Annotated in this window: 11 protein-coding genes; 3 read left to right on the plus strand and 8 right to left on the minus strand. The window is 73.1% G+C overall.

Features of this window, described 5'->3' with window-relative positions:
• Positions 1–5: 5 nt before the first annotated feature.
• Positions 6–1,799, minus strand: coding sequence for a nickel-dependent hydrogenase large subunit (locus tag ABD268_RS09910; RefSeq protein ID WP_344150827.1), 1,794 nt, complete (start codon positions 1,797–1,799; stop codon positions 6–8).
• 13 nt (positions 1,800–1,812) lie between these two features.
• Positions 1,813–2,874 (minus strand): NADH-quinone oxidoreductase subunit B family protein, encoded by a 1,062-nt coding sequence (locus tag ABD268_RS09915; RefSeq protein WP_344150830.1) that lies wholly within the window; start codon positions 2,872–2,874, stop codon positions 1,813–1,815.
• A 182-nt stretch (positions 2,875–3,056) separates the two neighbouring features.
• Here ABD268_RS09915 and ABD268_RS09920 point away from each other — a divergent pair, with 182 nt between their 5' ends.
• Positions 3,057–3,422 carry a cupin domain-containing protein gene (locus tag ABD268_RS09920; protein ID WP_344150833.1) on the plus strand — a complete coding sequence of 122 codons (366 nt, stop codon included), beginning with the start codon at positions 3,057–3,059 and terminating at the stop codon, positions 3,420–3,422.
• A gap of 49 nt (positions 3,423–3,471) precedes the next feature.
• Here ABD268_RS09920 and ABD268_RS09925 read toward each other — a convergent pair whose 3' ends face one another.
• The 4 genes from ABD268_RS09925 to ABD268_RS09940 form a co-directional block, all read right to left on the minus strand.
• Positions 3,472–8,985 carry an ATP-binding protein gene (locus tag ABD268_RS09925; protein ID WP_344150836.1) on the minus strand — a complete coding sequence of 1,838 codons (5,514 nt, stop codon included), beginning with the start codon at positions 8,983–8,985 and terminating at the stop codon, positions 3,472–3,474.
• A 103-nt stretch (positions 8,986–9,088) separates the two neighbouring features.
• Positions 9,089–10,474 (minus strand): NAD(P)/FAD-dependent oxidoreductase, encoded by a 1,386-nt coding sequence (locus tag ABD268_RS09930; RefSeq protein ID WP_344150839.1) that lies wholly within the window; start codon positions 10,472–10,474, stop codon positions 9,089–9,091.
• Positions 10,467–11,813 (minus strand): aspartate aminotransferase family protein, encoded by a 1,347-nt coding sequence (locus ABD268_RS09935; RefSeq protein ID WP_344150842.1) that lies wholly within the window; start codon positions 11,811–11,813, stop codon positions 10,467–10,469. Before ABD268_RS09935 ends, ABD268_RS09930 begins: the two co-directional genes overlap by 8 nt.
• Positions 11,806–13,347, minus strand: a complete 1,542-nt coding sequence (locus ABD268_RS09940) for a CoA-acylating methylmalonate-semialdehyde dehydrogenase (protein WP_344150845.1) — start codon at positions 13,345–13,347, stop codon at positions 11,806–11,808. The genes ABD268_RS09935 and ABD268_RS09940 overlap by 8 nt, the downstream gene beginning before the upstream one ends.
• A gap of 122 nt (positions 13,348–13,469) precedes the next feature.
• Between ABD268_RS09940 and ABD268_RS09945 the strand changes: the two genes are divergently transcribed.
• Both ABD268_RS09945 and ABD268_RS09950 read left to right on the plus strand, forming a co-directional pair.
• Complete coding sequence (locus ABD268_RS09945; RefSeq protein WP_344150848.1) at positions 13,470–15,065, plus strand: PucR family transcriptional regulator; 1,596 nt, start codon at positions 13,470–13,472, stop codon at positions 15,063–15,065.
• A 91-nt stretch (positions 15,066–15,156) separates the two neighbouring features.
• Positions 15,157–16,374: an NAD(P)-dependent oxidoreductase gene (locus ABD268_RS09950; RefSeq protein ID WP_344150851.1), complete on the plus strand. Its 1,218-nt coding sequence runs from the start codon at positions 15,157–15,159 to the stop codon at positions 16,372–16,374.
• An 18-nt stretch (positions 16,375–16,392) separates the two neighbouring features.
• Here the strand turns inward: ABD268_RS09950 and ABD268_RS09955 are convergent, their stop codons facing one another.
• Positions 16,393–17,574, minus strand: coding sequence for a cysteine--tRNA ligase (locus ABD268_RS09955; RefSeq protein WP_344150854.1), 1,182 nt, complete (start codon positions 17,572–17,574; stop codon positions 16,393–16,395).
• A gap of 21 nt (positions 17,575–17,595) precedes the next feature.
• Positions 17,596–18,375, minus strand: coding sequence for a TIGR01458 family HAD-type hydrolase (locus ABD268_RS09960; RefSeq protein WP_344150857.1), 780 nt, complete (start codon positions 18,373–18,375; stop codon positions 17,596–17,598).
• Positions 18,376–18,390 lie beyond the last annotated feature (15 nt).

An 18,390-nucleotide genomic window follows, 5' to 3' on the forward strand; every position in this document is an offset into this window, starting at 1 on the left:
GCCCCTCAGTACGGCTTGACCGGCATCGACGGGGTGTGGAGCTGCTCGACGACCCGACCACCACCGGTGTACATGTGCACCCCGCAGGGCAGGCACGGGTCGAAGCTGCGCACCGCGCGCATGATGTCGATCCCCTTGAACGTCTCGGGCGGGTTCTCCTCGAAGATCGGCGTGTTCTGGACGGCGTCCTCGTAGGGGCCCGGGGTGCCGTAGGTGTCCCGGACGCTGCCGTTCCACGGGGTCGGCGGGTACGGGTGGTAGTTGGCGATCTTCCCGTCGCGGATCACCATGTGGTGGCTGAGCACCCCGCGCACCGCCTCGGTGAAGCCGACCGAGACCGCGGTGTCCGGGACCTCGAACGACGTCCAGGTGTCGGTGCGCCCGGCCCGCACCTCCGCCAGCGCCATGTCGGTGAAGTGCAGCGCCAGCGCCGCGGCGTACGCCTGGAAGTAGGTGCGCGCCCGGTTCCGCTCGATGGCGTTGCTCCACCTCGGCACCTTCCACTCGAAGGTGACCTCGGGCTTCAGCGCGGTCCGCGGCAGGTTGATGACCACGCTGTTCCCGGTGGCCTTGACGTAGCCGCAGTCGACCAGGCCGCTCAGCGCCGTCGACCACAGCCGGGCGATCGGGCCGCCGCCGGTGTCGAGCGCGAGGTGGTCGGTCCCGTCGAACCAGCGCGGCGACATCGTCCAGGAGTACTGGTTGTCGAAGTCGCGCTTGGCCGGCTTGGGGATCGTGTGCTGGTTCCAGGGGTGGCGTACGTCGACGGGGTTGCCGAGCGGGTCGCGGTCGACGAAGACCTCCCGGCCGCTCTTCACCCAGTCCTCGTAGTAGGAGCTGCCGAGCAGGATCCGGATGCCGAGGTTGATGTCCACGAGGTCGTTGGTGACCAGCCGGCCGTCGACGATCACGCCCGGGGTCACGAACATCCGCTTGCCCCAGTCCGACATGGTGGCGTAGCGGAAGTCGCAGTAGGCCGGGTCGTTGAGGCTCCCCCAGCAGCCGAGCAGGATGCGCCGCTCACCGACGTGCTCGTAGCCGGGCAGCGCCTCGTAGAAGAAGTCGAAGAGGTCGTCGTGCAGAGGGACGACCTTCTTCATGAACTCGACGTACCGCATCAGCCGGGTCAGGTAGTCGGTGAAGAGCTGGATGGTCGCGGTCGTGCCCACCCCGCCCGGGTAGAGCGTCGAGGGGTGCACGTGCCGCCCCTCCATCAGGCAGAACATCTCGCGGGTGTAGCGGCTGACGTGCAGCGCCTCGCGGTAGAAATCGCCCTCGAGCGGGTTGAGCGCGCGCATGATGTCGCCGATGGTCCGGTAGCCGTGGATGTCGGCGTGCGGTGCCTCGGTGGTGTTCGCCCGATCCAGGACCCCCGGGTTGGTCTCCTTGACCATCCGCTCGCAGTAGTCCACCCCGACCAGGTTCTCCTGGAAGATGTTGTGGTCGAACATGTACTCGGCGGCCTCGCCGAGGTTGATGATCCACTCACCGAGGTGCGGAGGCGCGATGCCGTAGGCCATGTTCTGGTTGTAGACCGAGCAGGTCGCGTGGTTGTCGCCGCAGATGCCGCAGATCCGGCTGGTGATGAAGTGCGCGTCGCGCGGGTCCTTGCCCTGCATGAAGAGGCTGTAGCCGCGGAAGATCGACGAGGTGCTGTGGCACTCGCGGACCTCCTTCTGCTTGAAGTCGATCGAGGCGTAGATCCCGAGGCTGCCCACGATGCGGGTCACCGGGTCCCACGACATCTCGACGACGTCGGTGTCCTGGGTGGAGGTCTTCTGGGGCTCGGTCATCGTCATGGCTGGTCGCTCCTCACCAGGTCCTGGTGAAACCGGTCTTGAGCTCATGGCCCCGGGTCCGCCAGCGGGGCTCCTTGTCGAGGGTGTCCATGGTCAGGCCGCGCAGCCGCTTGACCGCCGTCCCGTAGATCGCGCTGCCCTTCGAGGACAGCTTGGCCCCCGGCGGCTCGTCCATGAACGGCATGAACTTGTCGGGGAAGCCAGGCATCGTGCAGCCGATGCAGATGCCGCCGACGTTGGGGCAGCCGCCGATGCCGTTGATCCAGCCCCGCTTGGGCACGTTGCACTTGACCACCGGTCCCCAGCAGCCGAGCTTGACGATGCACTTCTCCGACCCGTACTCGGTCGCGAAGTCGCCCTGCTCGTAGTAGCCGGCCCGGTCGCAGCCCTCATGCACGGTCGCGCCGAACAGCCAGCGCGGACGCAGCGCCTCGTCCAGCGGGATCATCGGTGCCTGGCCGGCGACCTGGTAGAGCAGGTAGGTGATCGTCTCCGAGAGGTTGTCGGGGTGGATCGGGCAGCCCGGCACGCAGACGATCGGCAGGCCGGCCTTGGACTTCCAGTCCCAGCCGAGGTAGTCGGGCACCCCCATCGCCCCGGTCGGGTTGCCGGACATCGCGTGGATCCCGCCGTACGTCGCGCAGGTGCCGACGGCGATCACGGCGGTCGCCCGTGGCGCCAGCCGGTCCAGCCACTCCGAGGTGGTCATCGGCTGCCCGGTCATCGGGTTGTTGCCGAACCCGCACCAGTAGCCCTCGTCCTTGATCGCCTCGTTCGGGATCGAGCCCTCGACGACGAGGACGAACGGCTCGAGCTCCCCGCGGTCGGCCTTGTGCCACCACTCGATGAAGTTGTCGGCACCCTGCTCGGGCCCGCACTCGAAGTCGATCAGCGGCCAGTGCACGGCGATCTTGGGCAGGCCCGGGAGCGCCCCGAGCACGATCTCCTCGATGCTCGGCTGGGTCGCCGCGGTCAGCGCGACGGAGTCGCCGTCGCAGCTCAGGCCGCCGTTCATCCAGAGGATGTGGACCACACCCTCGTCCGTCTGGGTCTCGGGCTCCGCCACGCTCGTCATCTGTCCATCCTGCGCAGATCGGGCCCCCGGGTCAGCGGCCACGGCCGCCTCACTTTCGCGGCAATCCCCGAGTCCGCGATCCCACGAACTCGCGACCGTCGCCGGGGCTTTCGCCTCTGTCAGCCGTCGGACCGCGGTGCTGCGCTGGCACGACGGGGCCACGCAACTGGGAGGAGGAGCGCATGTCCACGACGCTCGAGAGGAAGCGCAACATCGACACACCTGACGAGACCCGTCCGTTCAAGGCGCACGGTCGCATGGACGTCGTCACCCTGGGCGACTTCACCCTCGGCCGCGGTGTCTTCGAGGCCGGCTGGCGCTGGTCGGAGGACGTCAAGCCCATCGCCGGGACCGAGAGCTGCCAGACCCGGCACACCGGGTTGTGCCTCTCCGGGCAGATGACCATCCGGTACGACGACGGCACCGAGCTCGACATCGGCCCCGGCGACGTGCTGGTGATCGAGCCCGGCCACGACGCCTGGGTCGTCGGTGACGAGCCCTGCGTCATGTTCGACACCGGGGTCGCGGCCTACGCCAAGCCCCACTGACCGGCGGCCAGCAGCCGCCACCCGGGCCTTCCTGGGCGGCGGCTCCTCGTCAGTCCGCCGAGGCCCGGAAGCGCTCGATCGCGGCGATGATCTCCGGGCGCAGCCGGGCGGCCGGGATGACCGCGTCGACCGAGCCGACCTCCACCGCGCGGTGGATGTTGTGGATCCCGTCGAACTCGGCGGCCACCTCGCTGATCTTCTCGGCCCTCGTCGCCGCCCGCAGCTCGGCCTGCTCGACCACGAGCGCGCTGCGCTCGGAGCCCGAGGCCTCCGCGATCCGGGCCTCGAGCTCGCGCATCGCCGGGCTCGCCGCGGTCCGCTTCTCGACCTCCCCGGTGAACACGACGGCGGCGGCGGGTGCCCCGCCGATCACCGAGGCGTAGGAGCCCTCAAGCGCCAGCACCGTCATGTTCGGGTTCAGCGCCTTGGAGAACACCACGAACGCGCCGCCGTGGTAGCGGGAGATGACGCAGAAGACGATCGGGCCGCGGAAGTTCACGATCGCGCGGCCGATCTCGGCGCCGTACTCCAGCTGCAGGTTGCGCATCGAGTCCGGTGACCCGTCGAACCCGGAGAGGTTCGCGAGCACGACCAGCGGCCGGTTCCCGCTGGCGGCGTTGATCGCCCGGGCCGCCTTCTTCGACGACCGCGGGAACAGCGTGCCCGCCGTGTAGGTGTCCGGGCCGTCGGTGGGCGGGAAGCCGCGCCGGCGCACCGGCCGGGACTCGATCCCGAGCAGGCAGACCGGGTGGCCGCCGAGGTGGGCGTCCTGGACGACCGCGGTGTCGGCGTCGGCCATCCCGGCCCAGCGCTCGAGCGTGTCGTGGTCCTGGTCCGCCACGGCCCGCATGACGGTGCGGATGTCGAACGCCTTCTTGCGGTCCGGGTTGGTCTCGGCGGAGAAGATCTCGCCGACCGTGCGGAAGTCGCTGCCCTCGGCGTCGTGCGGGTACGCCGAGATGTCGCGGTCCGCGGGGTCGGTGGTGACCGCACGGCGCGGGCCGGCCTCGCCGGGCACGACGTAGGTGTGCTCGTAGTGCGCCGTCAGCACCTCGACCGCGCCGGCGAGGTTCGGCGCCCAGTACTGCGCCTGCCCGTTCGGGCCCATCACCCGGTCGTAGCCGCCGATCCCGTAGTTGTCCTCCGCGGACACGCCTCCGGAGAAGTCGAGCGACTGCTTGCCGGTCAGGACCATGGCGCTGTCCGGCGTCATCACCAGGATGCCCTTGGTGTGCATGAGCATCGTCGCCTCGGCGTTCCAGTACGGCTGGGCGCCCACGTTGATGCCGGCGACGACGACGTTGATCTCGCCACCGGCCTGCGTGAACTCGACGATCCGGCGCAGGGCCGCGGCGACCCAGTCCATGTTCTCGGTCCCGGAGTCCATCGAGATCCGGGCCCCCGCCGACAGCGCGAACCACTCGACGGGGACCTGCATCCGCTCGGCGAGGTCCAGGGCGGCGATGACCCGGAGGCACTCCGGCTCGGAGACCGAGCCCAGTGACCGGGTGGGGTCACCGCAGAGCACGACCCGGGTGACGCCCTCGGGGTGGATCGGCGTCGGCGTGGTGACGACGGCGGCGAGGATGCCGGCCTTGTTGAGCCCGCGGGGCCGGTCGACCGGCACCAGGACACCGGTGTCGTCGAGGTCGTGCTCCACCAGGGTGCCCCCCGGGCCGGTGAGCACGGTCTCGAGCTCGTAGGGGTACACCAGGCCGCGGCGCCGGGCGCGCACGACCTTGGCGGCGTAGTCGTCCAGCGGCGGCAGCAGCTCGGTGGGCGGCAGCTCGACCGAGGACACCACGCCCGCGCCCGGCTGGGCACCGAAGCGCACGACCACGGGGACCGGGCCCTCGGGCCCGGCGACCCGACCCTGGGCGAGGACCTCCTCGATGCCGGCGCCGTCGGTCAGCGGCCGGATCTTGTCGCCGAGGGCCTGCAGGCCGTCGGCGTCGATGTCGACGACCGGCCAGACGTGCACCCACACGTGGTTCATGTCGAGCTTGGCCCCGGCGGCACCCCGGCCGACGCGGGCCCGCCGGATCGCCTCGAGGCAGTTCTCGACCGCGCGCTCGGCGTGCGGCAGCCCGGTGACCCGGCCCTCCTCGTCGCGGACCACGGCGAGCTGGCGCACCTGGGCCAGCGCCACCAGGCGCCGGTCCGCCGGGTTCTCGCGGGCCACGCACTCGTAGAGCAGGACGTCCTCGGGGGCCTCGATCCGGGTGACGTGGAAGTTGCGCAGCCGCCACAGGTTCAACCGGCGGCCCACCATCGGGTGGACGCCGCGGGTCAGGTCGTCCTCGACGACGCCCTCGTCGGTGGGCCGGAAGGCGTAGTAGCCGACCGGACGGCCGCCGCCGGCGCACACGGCGACCGAGACCCGGCGTACGTCCCGGGCGAACGGCAGCGCCTCGACCAGCGGCCGGAGCTGCTCGCTGGCGGCGTCCGCCGACTCCGGGGCCTCGGGCCAGTGCAGGTACAGGTCGACCACCGCCTCGTCCCCGGGCGCTCGCTCGGCGAGGTGGGTGGCGACCGAGGTGGCCAGGTCCCCGGAGGCGTCGGCCAGCTCGGCCTTGGTGCCGACCGTCGAGACCACGCGCGTCGGGCGCTCGTCGAGGGTGTAGTCGGCCACCACGAACGGGCGGCCGTTCTCGATGGTCCTCAGGTCGTGCAGGTCGAAGTCGCGGTAGTGCCGGCGGACCAGTACCTCGAGCATCGGTTCCTTCGCGGGCACGCCGTCCTCGAGCCGCTCGGCGAGGAACCGGACGATCTGCTCGGGGATCGCGGCCAGCGCCTCGATCCGGTCCGCGCGGTCGGCCAGGCCACCGTTGGCCACCAGCGCGTTGAGCTCGTCGCGCACGCCCGCGAGCACGTCGGCGCGCTCCGCGTCCACGGCCGGCTGGTCGAACCACCGGAACCGGACGCTGCGGGCGAGGTCACCGACCACCGGGTAGCGCAGCTGGGTGGCCCGGCCGAGCCGCTCCAGCAGCTGCCGGGCCGCGACCGCGAGCTCGCCGGCCGGCGGCGTCTCGTCGATCCAGCGGCCGAGCACCGCGGAGGCCAGCGCGACCTCGGGGGCCGAGCGCTGCTGGGCCAGGAAGATGCGGAAGACCGCCTCCTCCATGGCCGGCGTGCGCTCGAGGCCCTCCACGCCGTAGTGGCTCAGCACCCGCAGCAGCCGGTCGTGGAACTGCTCGGGCAGGCCACCGCGCTCGACGTCGAGGCTCTGCAGGAAGGTGTGGAAGTGCTCGCGGGAGCTGTGCACCCGGAGCTCGGTGTGCCGCTCCTCGTCGGCCGGGCGGTTGCGGCTCAGCTCGGCGAGGTCGGCGAAGGCACCGAGGAGGGTCATCTCGTCGGCGAGGACGGCGACGCCCTCGGCCCGGAGCTCGCCGCGGGCGGCGAGGTACTCGGTCAGGGCGCCGTCCTGGTCCTGCGGCGGCACGTCGTACCCGAGGACGATCGCGCTGAGGGCCGCGCGGGCCCGCTCCGCCCGCACGGCGGCCGACTGTCCGTCCTCCGGCGCCGGCAGGTCGAGCGAGGGCCCGTCCTGGGCGACGACCGCTTCCTCGGAGCCGTCCCCGAGCGGCTCCAGCCGGACCAGGGCGGCCCCGGTCTCGACCTGGCTGCCGGTGATCACCAGCAGCTCCTTGACCCGGGCGGCGAACGGCGCGTAGAGCACCGTCTCCATCTTCATCGACTCCAGCACGAGGACCGGCGCACCGGCCTCGACCTCGGCGCCGACGGCCGCGGGCGTCGCGACGACCAGCGCCGGAGCCGGGGAGCGGAGGACACCGCCCTCGTCGCGGCTGACCCGGTGGACCACACCGTCGACCTCGACGAGGGTGCTGGGGCCGTGGGTGGCGGTGACGAGGTGGTAGCGGCGACCGCCGACGACGAGACGGCGATGGAACTCGTCGATCTGCTCGAGCCGCACGTCGACGGTCTGCTCGCCACTGCCCGACCCGACGGTCACCCGGTAGCGCGACGGCCCGGTGTTCACCGTCGAGACCTGGTACGTCGTGCCGCGCAGCTTGAGCTCGACCGGACGGCCCGCCTGGTGCTGTGCCTGGGGCCGGCCGCCGTGGGCGGTCTCGAGCAGCCGGGCGACCTCGAGCCGCAGCCCGTCGACGTACGCCTCGATGGCGGCCGCGACCACGGCGATGCCGGCGTGCGCCTGGGCGACGAGCCGGCCCTCGCCCCGGACCCGGTCGATCCAGCTGGTGTCGGCCCACCCTCCGGTGCCGTCGACGACCTCGGGCTGGGCGAGCAGGTCGAGCACGAAGCTCTTGTTGGTGGTGCCGCCCTCGATCACCACGGTGGTCTCGGTCATCGCCCGGCGCAGCCGTGCGAGCGCCTCCTCGCGGGTGCGGCCGTAGGCGATGATCTTGGCGATCATCGAGTCGAAGTCGGGCGGGATCGTGTCGCCCTCGGCGACACCGGTGTCCACCCGCACCCCCGGGCCCGACGGCAGGTCGAGCCGCACGATGCGACCCGGTGCGGGCGCGAAGTCGCGGTCGGGGTCCTCGGCGTTCAGGCGCGCCTCGACGGCGTGCCCGGCCTCGCCGGGCTTGGGGCCCTCGAGCCGGCCGCCCTCGGCGACGTGGATCTGCGCCTTGACCAGGTCGACGTCGGTGGTGGCCTCGGTGATCGAGTGCTCGACCTGGAGCCGGGTGTTGACCTCGAGGAACGCGAAGGTCTTCTCCCCCGGGTGGTAGAGGAACTCCACGGTGCCGGCCCCGACGTACCCGACGGCGAGGGCGAGCCGCTCGGCGGCGGCCTTCAGCTCGTCGGTCTGGGCCGGGGTGAGCAGCGGCGAGGCCGACTCCTCGATCACCTTCTGGTTGCGGCGCTGGATCGAGCAGTCGCGTACGCCGATCGCCCAGGCGGTGCCGTGCCCGTCCGCGATCAGCTGCACCTCGACGTGCCGGGCGCCGGTCATCAGGCGCTCCAGGAAGACCGTGCCGTTGCCGAACGCGCGCAGCGCCTCGTCGCTGGTGCGCTGGAAGGCGTCCTCCAGCTCGGCGGCCGACGTGACCTTGCGGATCCCTCGGCCCCCGCCCCCCGCGGTGGCCTTCAGCATCAGCGGGTAGCCGACCTCCTCGGCCGCCGCGAGCGCGTCCTCGAGCGTCTCGACCGCTCCGCGGCTCCAGGGAGCCACGGGCACGCCCACCTCCTCGGCGATCAGCTTGGAGCCGATCTTGTCGCCGAGCTTGCGCATCGCCTCGGCGCTGGGGCCGATGAACGTGACCCCGAGGCGGTCGCAGAGGTCCACGAACGCGGGGTCCTCGGCCACGAAGCCCCAGCCCGGCCACACCGCGTCGGCCCCGGACTCGACCAGGGCCCGCTCCAGCACGGCCAGGTCGAGGTACGGACGCGCCGACGCCGGGCCGAGGTCGTAGGAGAGGTCGGACTCGCGCACGAACATCGCGCCGCTCTCACCCTCGGTGTGCAGTGCCACGATCTGGATCGGCCCCTCGCCCGCGGCGTTGATCTCCCTCACCGCGTGGACCAGCCGCATGGCGGCCTCGCCGCGATTAGCGATCGCGATGCGTGTGAACGACATGCACACCTCCGGGGGAAGACCGACGGGACCAGCTGCTAGTCCCTCGTGCAACCTGTCACGAGTCGAGGGTTACGAGCGAGTCACATCGCGCCCGGCGCGTCCGTCACGAGTCGAACCCCAGCCCGATCCGGTCGAGGATCCGCAGCCAGAGGTTGCGGCGGCCGGTCGCGTCCTCGCGGGCCAGCGACCACCGGGTGGCCTGGATGCCCAGCCAGGCCAGCGGCTCGGGCGGGAAGGGCAGCGGCCGGGTGCGCACCATCCGCAGCCGGGTCCGCTCGGTGTCGGCCCCGTCGAGCAGGTCGAGCATCACGTCCGCGCCGAAGCGCGAGGCGCCGACACCCAGCCCGGTGAAGCCGGTCGCGTAGGCGATCCGCCGGCCGCGGGTGACCCCGAAGAACGCGCAGAACCGGGTGCACGTGTCGATCGCCCCGGCCCAGCGGTGGGTGAAGCGGACGCCGGCGAGCTGGGGGAAGGTCTCGGCGAAGTGCCGGGCCAGCGTCTCGAAGCTCGCGGCCCGGTCCTCGTGGCCGGCGTCGACCGAGCGCCCGTAGTGGTAGACCGCGTCGTAGCCACCCCACAGGATCCGGTCGTCCGGGGTCAGCCGGTAGTAGTGGAACTGGTTGCCGCTGTCGGAGACGCCGACCCGGTCGGTCCAGCCGATCGCCTCGACCTGCGCGGCCGTGAGGGGCTCGCTGGCGAGCACGTAGTCGTAGACCGGCACGATCGAGAGCCGCAGCCGCCGCAGCAGCGGGCGGAACACGTTGGTGGCCAGCACGACCTGCTGGGCGCGCACGTGCGCCTGGCGCGTGGAGACGACCACGCCACCGCGCTCGCTCCGGACGGCCTCGACCGGGGTCTGCTCCGCGATCCGCACCCCCAGGCCCTCGGCGACGCGGGCCAGCCCCCAGGCCAGGCGAGCCGGGTCGAGGGTCGCGCAGTCGTCCCGGGAGACCCGGCCGGCGAGGTACGTCGGCGAGTCGACCACCCGGCGTACCTCGTCGGCCGCGAGGAAGCCCGGGACGTCCGGCTCGAGGCCCGCGACCTCGTGCGGCCGGGTGGCGACGGCGAGCGTCCCGGAGCGGTCGAAGCCGCAGTCGATGCCGTGGCGCTCGATGGTGGCCGCGATCTCGTCGAGGTTCCGGAGGCCGAGGCGCGCCAGCTCGTCGTACTCCTCGGGCCAGCGTTGCCTCCCGTTGGCCTCGCCGTGCGTGAGGCTGGCCTCGCAGAAGCCGCCGTTGCGGCCGGTGGCGTGCTCGGCGATCCGGTCGGCCTCGAGCAGCAGCACGTCGCGGTCGGGGTGACGCTCCTTGGCGCGCACCGCCGCCCACAGCCCGGTGAAGCCGCCCCCGACGACCACCAGGGGGACGCGCAGGCCGGCGTCGGCCGCGGTCAGCCGCGGCCGCGGCGCGGGCCGGTCCGGGGAGTCCAGCCACAGCGGGCGGAGCGCGGACGCCGCGAGTGCCGCCCGCGCCCCGCCCGGATCAGGCATCCGAGCGTGCCCGGGTGAGCGCGCGGTCGAGCATGCCCAGCCCGGTGCGGGCCTCCTCCGCGGAGATGGTCAGCGGCGGCACCACGTGGAGCCGGTTGAAGTTGGCGAACGGCAGCAGCCCCTCCGCCCGGCACGCCGCCAGGACGGCGGCCATCTCCGGGCTGGAGCCGCCGTACGGCGCCAGGGGCTCGCGGGTCTTGCGGTCCGCGACCAGCTCCAGGGCCCAGAACACCCCGGTGCCGCGCACCTCCCCGATCCAGTCGTGCCGGCCGGCGAGCTCCTCCAGGCCGGGGCCGAAGACCTCCTCGCCGAGGGCCGCGGCGTGCTCGACGACCCGCTCCTCCTCCATCACCTCGATCGTGGCGACGGCCGCCGCGCAGGCGAGGGGGTGGCCGGAGTAGGTCAGGCCGCCGGGGTAAGGCCGCTCCGCGAAGGTCCGGTAGATCGGCTCGCTGATCGCGACGCCGCCCAGCGGGACGTAGCCGGAGTTCACGCCCTTGGCGAAGGTGAGCAGGTCGGGAACCACCTCGTCGTGCTCGACCGCGAACCACCGGCCCGACCTGCCGAAGCCCGACATGACCTCGTCGGCGACGAGCATGATCCCGTGCCGGTCGCAGATCTCGCGGACGCCCCGGAGGTAGCCCGGCGGCGGGACCATGATGCCGGCGGTGCCCGGGATCGACTCGAGCACGATCGCCGCGATCGTGCTCGGCCCCTCCAGCGCGACGACCTGGTCGATGTGCGCCAGCGCGCGCTCGCACTCCTCGGCCTCGGTGGTGGCCGAGAATGCGCTGCGGTAGAGGTACGGGCCGAAGAAGTGGACGGTGCCGGTGGAGGCGGTGTCGTTGGCCCACCGGCGCGGGTCGCCGGTGACGTTGATGGCGAGCTGGGTGCCGCCGTGGTAGCTGCGGTAGGTCGAGAGCACCTTCTGCCGGCCTGTGTGCAGCCGGGCCATCCGGATCGCGTGCTCGTTGGCGTCGGCTCCCCCGTTGGTGAAGAAGATCCGGTCGAGCCCGTCGGGCGTGTGGGAGGCGATCAGCCGGGCCGCCTCGGAGCGGGCACTGTTCACGGTCGACGGGGCGATGGTGCACAGCGTCGCGGCCTGCTCCTGGATCGCGCGCACGATCCGCGGGTGCTGGTGGCCGAGGTTGGTGAACACCAGCTGCGAGGTGAAGTCCAGCAGGCGGTTGCCGTCGCCGTCCCAGAGCCACGACCCCTCGGCCTTGGTCACCACCATCGGGTCGAGCTTCGCCTGGGCCGACCAGGAGTGGAAGACGTGGCGTCGGTCCAGCTCGTAGGCGCGGGCGACGTCGTCGTGGGCGGTGGGCGTGTCAGTCATTGCGCGGGAACCCCAGCTCGAGGCCGCCCTCGGGACGGGCAGCCGGGTTGATCCAGCGCGAGGTCACGACCTTGCCGCGCGTGAAGAAGTGCACGCCCTCGGTGCCGTGGGCGTGGGTGTCGCCGAACAGCGAGCGCTTCCAGCCCCCGAAGGAGTAGTAGGAGACCGGCACCGGAATCGGCACGTTGACGCCGATCATGCCGACCTCCACCTCGTTCTCGAAGCGCCGTGCGGCGCCGCCGTCGTTGGTGAAGATCGCCGTGCCGTTGCCGTACTGGTTGCTGTTCACCAGCGCGAGGGCCTCGTCGTACGAGCCCACCCGGACCACGGAGAGCACCGGGCCGAAGATCTCCTCGGTGTAGATCTCCATCTCGGGCGTCACGTGGTCGAAGAGCGTCGGGCCGAGCCAGAACCCGTCCCGGTCGCCCCGGGCCTCCACCTCCCGGCCGTCGACCACGAGCTTGGCGCCCGCCTGCTGACCGGACTGCACGAAGCCCGCGACGCGGTCGCGGTGCGCGCGGGTCACCAGCGGGCCCATGTCGGACTCCCGCTCCTCGCCGCCGGAGTCCTGGCCGGAGCGTCCGTCGCCGATCACGAGGGTGCGGGTCCGGTCGGCGATCCGGGCCACGAGGTCGTCGGCGACCGGCTCGACCGCGACCAGGACGCTGATCGCCATGCAGCGCTCGCCGGCGCTCCCGTAGCCCGCGTTGACCGCGGCGTCGGCGGCGAGGTCGAGGTCGGCGTCGGGCAGGACCACCATGTGGTTCTTGGCGCCCCCGAGCGCCTGCACGCGCTTGCCCGCACGGCTGGCCTGCTCGTAGACGTACTCCGCGATCGGGGTGGAGCCGACGAAGCTGATGGCCGCCACCTCGGGGCTCTGCAGCAGCGCGTCGACGGCGACCTTGTCGCCCTGCAGCACGTTGAAGACGCCGTCGGGGAGGCCGGCCTCCTTCCACAGCTCCGCGAGCCAGAGCGCCGCCGAGGGGTCCTTCTCGCTGGGCTTGAGCACCACGGTGTTGCCGGACGCGATCGCGACCGGGAAGAACCACATCGGCACCATGGCCGGGAAGTTGAAGGGGCTGATGATGCCCACGACGCCGAGGGGCTGACGGGTCGAGTGGACGTCGACGCCGGTCGAGGCGCCGGCCGAGTGGCCGCCCTTGAGCAGGTGCGAGATGCCGCACGCGAACTCGACGACCTCCTGACCGCGGGCGATCTCACCGAGGGCGTCGGAGTGGACCTTGCCGTGCTCGGCGGTGATGATCTCGGCCAGCTCCTCCTTGCGGGAGTTCAGCAGCTCGCGGAAGGCGAACATCACCTGCGTACGCCGCGCGAGCGAGGTCTCGCGCCAGTCGCGGGCCGCGCGGGCCGCGGCCGCGATGACGTGCTGCGCGTCGGCCTCGCTCGCCAGCGCGACGTGGCCGGTGACCCGGCCGGTCGCGGGGTTGGTGACGTCGGCGGCCCGGTCCGAGGCGCCGGCGAAGGGGGCACCGTCGGCCCAGTGCCCGATGGGGGTCACGGTCGTGCTCGTCATGGCATCTCCTCCTCGATGGTGCGTCCATCCTGTCTCGGCGTCACGGCCGGAAGGGGCGACAGAATGTACGATCAGCAGACATTCCCCGACGATCTGTCGGATCGAACGACCGGAGTCGCCCCGTGCCCGACGTGACCGTCCGCGACGTGCTCGCCCTGCCCGTGATCCGCAGCGCCGGGCCCAGCGTGCTGGCCGGCGAGGACGAGCTGGACCGGCGGGTGCGCTGGGTGCACGCGACCGAGCTCGCCGACATCGCCCCGCTGCTGCGCGACGGCGACCTGGTGCTGACCACCGGCATCGCGCTGCCCGAGGGCGAGCGCGGCCTCACCTCCTTCGCCGAGAGCCTCGGCGAGGTGGGGGCGGCGGGGCTGATGGTCGAGCTGGGCCGGCGCTGGCAGCACGAGCTCCCCACGCCCCTGGTGACGGCCTGTCGACGCATCTCGCTGCCGCTGGTCCAGCTGGCGCGGGTCTCGCGGTTCGCGTCGATCACCCAGGCCGTGGGCGAACGCGTCGTGGACGAGCAGCTCGCCGAGCTGCGCGACGCCGAGCGCGTGCACGAGACGTTCACCGCGCTCAGCCTCGCGGAGGCCGACCCCACCGAGATCCTCACCGCGGTGCAGCGGCTGGCCGGTGCGGCCGTGGTCCTCGAGAGCGAGCAGCACCAGGTCCTCGACTACCTCGCCGGCCCCGACGACGTGGCGGGGTTCCTCGACGACTGGCAGGCCCGCTCGAGCCGGGTCGAGCTGACCGGCCGGACCGTGTGGGACGAGCAGCAGGGCTGGCTGCTGACCCGGCTCGGGCCCCGCGAGCGCGGCTGGGGACGCCTGGTCCTCCAGGCGCCGACCCCGCCCTCCCAGCGCGAGATCGCCCTGGTGGAGCGGGGCGCCGCCGCCCTGGCGCTGCACCGGCTCCACGACCGCGACCGCGACAACCTGGTCCGGCGCACGCACCACGAGCTGCTGCTGGCCCTCCAGGCCGACCCCACCGCCGAGGACGTCGTACGACGGTGCGAGCTCGCGGGCTTCCCCACCGGCGGACGGGGCTACGTCGGGCTGACGATCCGGCCCCGGCCCGCGATGGACGGCACCGGCGCCGCGAGCCGGCGCGCGTCGGGTGGCGAGGTGCTCGCGGCCGTCGTCCACGCCGCGCACGAGGGCAGGACCCCGGCCCTGATCAGCGAGATGGACCACGACGTGCGCGTGCTGCTGGCGGTCCCGCCCGCCACGGAGGCGGCGACGGTCGAGCGGCTGGCGGCCGAGCTGGCGCGCCGCCACCCGGTCGTGGTCGCCGCCGGCCGCGGCGCGGCCTCCCTGCGCACGGTCGACCGCACGCTGCGCGAGTCCCGCCAGGTCGCGGACGCGGTCCGCCCCGACGCCGGCGAGCGGCTGGTGCACCGGCTCGAGGACGTCCACCTGCGCGGGCTGCTCGCGCTCTTCGGCGACGACGACCGGCTCGGCCTCTTCGTCGCGCGCGAGCTCGACCCGCTGCGCCGGCACGACGAGCAGCACGGCACCGCGCTGCTGGAGGCGCTGCGGGCCCTGGTGCAGCACCCCGCCAGCAAGTCCGACGCGGCCGCGAGCCTGCACCTGTCCCGTCCCGCGTTCTACGCGCGGCTGGCGAAGATCGAGTCGCTGCTCGGCGCCCGTCTCGACGACCCGGACATCCGGGTCTCCCTGCACACCGCGCTCCTCGCCGACGAGCTCGGCCGCGGCGGGTGAGGTACCTCCGTTCGGGGAAGCGCCCGATGTACGACGCACGGGAGGCCCCGGACCGCTACCGTGAGGAGACCGGCGTTCAGCGGAGGTCGTCATGCGCGTGCTCTTTGCCGACGCGGTCGGGGGCTCGACCGTCACCGACCTGGAGGCGCGCGGCCACACCTGCGTCGTCGACGCCGCGCTCCAGGCGGGAGACCTGGCCGACCGGGTCGCCGGCTTCGACGCGCTGGTGGTCCGCAGCACCAGGGTGCCCGCCGCGGTGTTCGAGGCCGCGGACCGGCTGGCCCTGGTGATCCGGGCCGGCGCCGGCACCAACACCATCGACACCGAGGCGGCCGCCGCCCGCGGGGTGCTGGTCGCCAACCTGCCCGGGCGGAACGCCGCCGCCGTGGCGGAGCTGACGATGGGCCTGCTGCTCGCCATCGACCGGCGGATCGTCGACGGCACCGTCGACCTGCGGGCCGGTCGGTGGGAGAAGAAGACCTACAGCGCCGCGCGGGGGCTGCTCGGCTCGACGATGGGCATCCTCGGCCTCGGCGCGATCGGGCTGGAGGTGGCCCAGCGCGCCCGGGCCTTCGGGATCGACGTACGCACCCTGGCGAAGCCGGACCGCAGCGCGGACGTCGCGGCGCGCGCCGAGGAGCTGCGGATCGGCATGGTCGACTCGCTCGACGAGCTGCTCCCGGCCTGCGACGTGGTCTCCCTGCACCTGCCCTCGACGGCGGGTACGACGGGCCTGGTCGACGAGGCGTTCCTCGCGCGGATGCGGCCCGGCGCCGTCCTGCTCAACACCTCGCGCGGAGACCTCGTCGACGAGCAGGCGCTGCTCCGGGCGCTGGACGAGCACGACCTCCGTGCCGGGCTGGACGTGTACGCCGACGAGCCCGGGGCGGGGTCGGCCGCGTGGACCTCGCCGCTGGCGCAGCACCCGCGCGTGGTGGGCACCCACCACATCGGCGCCTCCACCCAGCAGGCCCAGGACGCGATCGCCGCGGGCGTCGTCGAGCTCGTCGACGCGTTCGTCCAGGGTGAGGCGCGCAACTGCGTCAACCTGACGCCGAGCCGGATCGGGTCGGCGACCCTCACCGTGCGGCACCTGGACCGGGTCGGCGTCCTCGCCCACGTCCTGGACCGGCTGAGTCGCGCCAGCCTCAACGTCGAGCACATGGAGAACCGGGTGTTCCGCGGCGGCGGCGCGGCGGTCGCGACGATCGACGTCGCCGGGTCGGTGCCCGAGGACCTGCTGGCCGACCTCGGCGGGCTGCCCGACGTGCTCGGGGTCTCCGCGACCAGCATCGACGGCGCGGGATGAGCGATGCCGCCGACCGGCTCAGGAGGCCTCGGTGAGCTTCAGGACGTCGAGGAGGGTGCGGGCCGCGGCCCCGCCCTCGGCCTGCGCGAGCGCGAGGGCGCCGCGGACGTCGAGGTCCGCGGCGAGCGCGGCGAGGACCGCCTGGCGGCCGGAGTCGCCTCCGGGGCGACCGGCGGCCGCGTAGAGCCGCTCCAGCTCCTCGGCCGCGGCGGGCACCATCTCGGGCAGGAACTCCCAGTGCTCCGCCCAGGGCCGCATCAGCAGCATCAGCCGGAGCGCCGCTCCCGACGCCTGCTCGAGCAGGTCGCCGACGAGCACGAGGTTGTGGGTGGACTTGGCCATCTTGACGCCGTCGTGGTGCACGGCCCCGACGTGCAGGTGCCGGCGCGCGAACGGCGCGACGCCCGTGGCGGCCTCCACCATCGCGGCCTGGTAGGCGTGGTGCGGGAAGGTCAGGTCCTCGCCGCCGACCAGCACGTCGATGCTGCTGCCGAAGGTCGCCCACGCCATCGCGGCGCACTCGGCGTGCCACCCCGGCCGGCCCCAGCCCCAGGGGCTCGGCCAGGCCGGGTGCTCGGGAGGCGAGGGCCGCCACACCGGCACGTCGTACGCCGACTCCCGCCCGTCGTCGCTCTGGTCGCCGAACTCCGCGGAACGGCGCAGCGCCTCCTGCTCGCCGAGGCCGCTCGCCACCATGGTGGCCTCGCCGCGGAAGAAGACGTGGCCCGACCGCTCGTAGGCGTGACCGGTGCGCAGCAGCGCCGCCGCGAGCTGCACGACCTGCTGCACGTGGGTCCGCGCGTGCGGGGTGTGGTCGGGCCGCGCGACCTTCAGAGCACGCATGTCCCGGTCGAAGAGGAACTCCTGGGTCAGTGCGAACTCGTCGTAGGCCCGGCCGCTGCGGATCGCCGCGTCGGTGAGGACGTCGTCGACGTCGGTGACGTTGCGGCAGGTCTCGACCGCGACCCCGAGGGCGTGGGCGACCGAGGCGACGGCGTCGGACCAGACGAAGGTCGCCGCGTGACCGAGGTGCGTGACGTCGTACGGCGTGATGCCGCACGTGTAGACGCGGGCGGTCCCGACCAGAGGGAGCGCCGTCCCGGCCAGGGTCAGGCTGCTGCTGAGGACGGGGTCGGTGTCGACGGCGGGGACGCGGCCCGAGAGCCCGATGACGCCGGAGCTGATGCGTGAGGAGACCACGTGCCGATCATGCCAGCGGGGTCAGCGGCCCGCCCACCACCGCGGCAGCTCGGCGAGCGAGTCGAGCACCGCGTCGGGCCGCACGTCGCCGTCCAGGTCGGCGGCCGAGAACTTGCCGGTGCGCACGAGGATCCCGGTCAGGCCGGCCCGCTGGGCACCCTCGACGTCGGTGCGGATGTCGTCGCCGACCATGACGACCTGCTCGGGGGTGAGCCCGAGGTCGTCGACCGCGGCGCCGTAGAACACCGGGTCCGGCTTGCCCAGCACGACCGCGCCGCGGCCGGTGGCGTACTCCAGCGCCCGGACGATCGGGCCGGCGTCGAGCCGGAGCCCGTCCTCGGCGCGCCAGTAGCGGGTCAGCCCCAGCGCGACCAGGGGCGGTGCCGCGTCGTCCATCAGCAGCCGGAAGGCGCGGTTGAGGGTCGCGAAGTCCCAGCCCGCGCCGAGGTCGCCGACGACCACCGCCCCCGCGCCGGCGGCCGCGCCGGCGGGGAGCGGGTCCAGCGCGGAGAACTCCGTGGCGGTGGCCTCGGGCACGAACAGCGCCGGGCGCGCCACCTGGTGGTGCCGCAACCAGGCCACCGCCGCGACGGCCGGGGTGAGGACCTGGTCCGCGGTGGCGGCGACCCCCAGGCCCGTCAGCTTGTCGACGATGGCCTGACGGGGACGCGAGGTGGTGTTGGTCAGGTAGCGGTGGGGCACGCCCTCGCGCGCCAGCCAGTCGACCGTCGCCGAGGCGCCGGGCACCGGGTCGTCACCGACGTAGACGACGCCGTCGAGATCCAGCAGCACCCCGCGCACGCCGTCACCCGCCTC

Source organism: Nocardioides koreensis (assembly GCF_039531775.1).
GTDB classification, from domain to species: Bacteria; Actinomycetota; Actinomycetes; order Propionibacteriales; family Nocardioidaceae; genus Nocardioides; species Nocardioides koreensis.

What these genes read in the sequence shown, in the direction of transcription:
- ABD268_RS09910 (WP_344150827.1), bottom strand. Translation starts at nt 1,799, where the DNA reads ATGACGATGACCGAGCCCCAGAAGACCTCCACCCAGGACACCGACGTC.
- ABD268_RS09915 (WP_344150830.1), bottom strand. Translation starts at nt 2,874, where the DNA reads ATGACGAGCGTGGCGGAGCCCGAGACCCAGACGGACGAGGGTGTGGTC.
- ABD268_RS09920 (WP_344150833.1), top strand. Translation starts at nt 3,057, where the DNA reads ATGTCCACGACGCTCGAGAGGAAGCGCAACATCGACACACCTGACGAG.
- ABD268_RS09925 (WP_344150836.1), bottom strand. Translation starts at nt 8,985, where the DNA reads ATGTCGTTCACACGCATCGCGATCGCTAATCGCGGCGAGGCCGCCATG.
- ABD268_RS09930 (WP_344150839.1), bottom strand. Translation starts at nt 10,474, where the DNA reads ATGCCTGATCCGGGCGGGGCGCGGGCGGCACTCGCGGCGTCCGCGCTC.
- ABD268_RS09935 (WP_344150842.1), bottom strand. Translation starts at nt 11,813, where the DNA reads ATGACTGACACGCCCACCGCCCACGACGACGTCGCCCGCGCCTACGAG.
- ABD268_RS09940 (WP_344150845.1), bottom strand. Translation starts at nt 13,347, where the DNA reads ATGACGAGCACGACCGTGACCCCCATCGGGCACTGGGCCGACGGTGCC.
- ABD268_RS09950 (WP_344150851.1), top strand. Translation starts at nt 15,157, where the DNA reads ATGCGCGTGCTCTTTGCCGACGCGGTCGGGGGCTCGACCGTCACCGAC.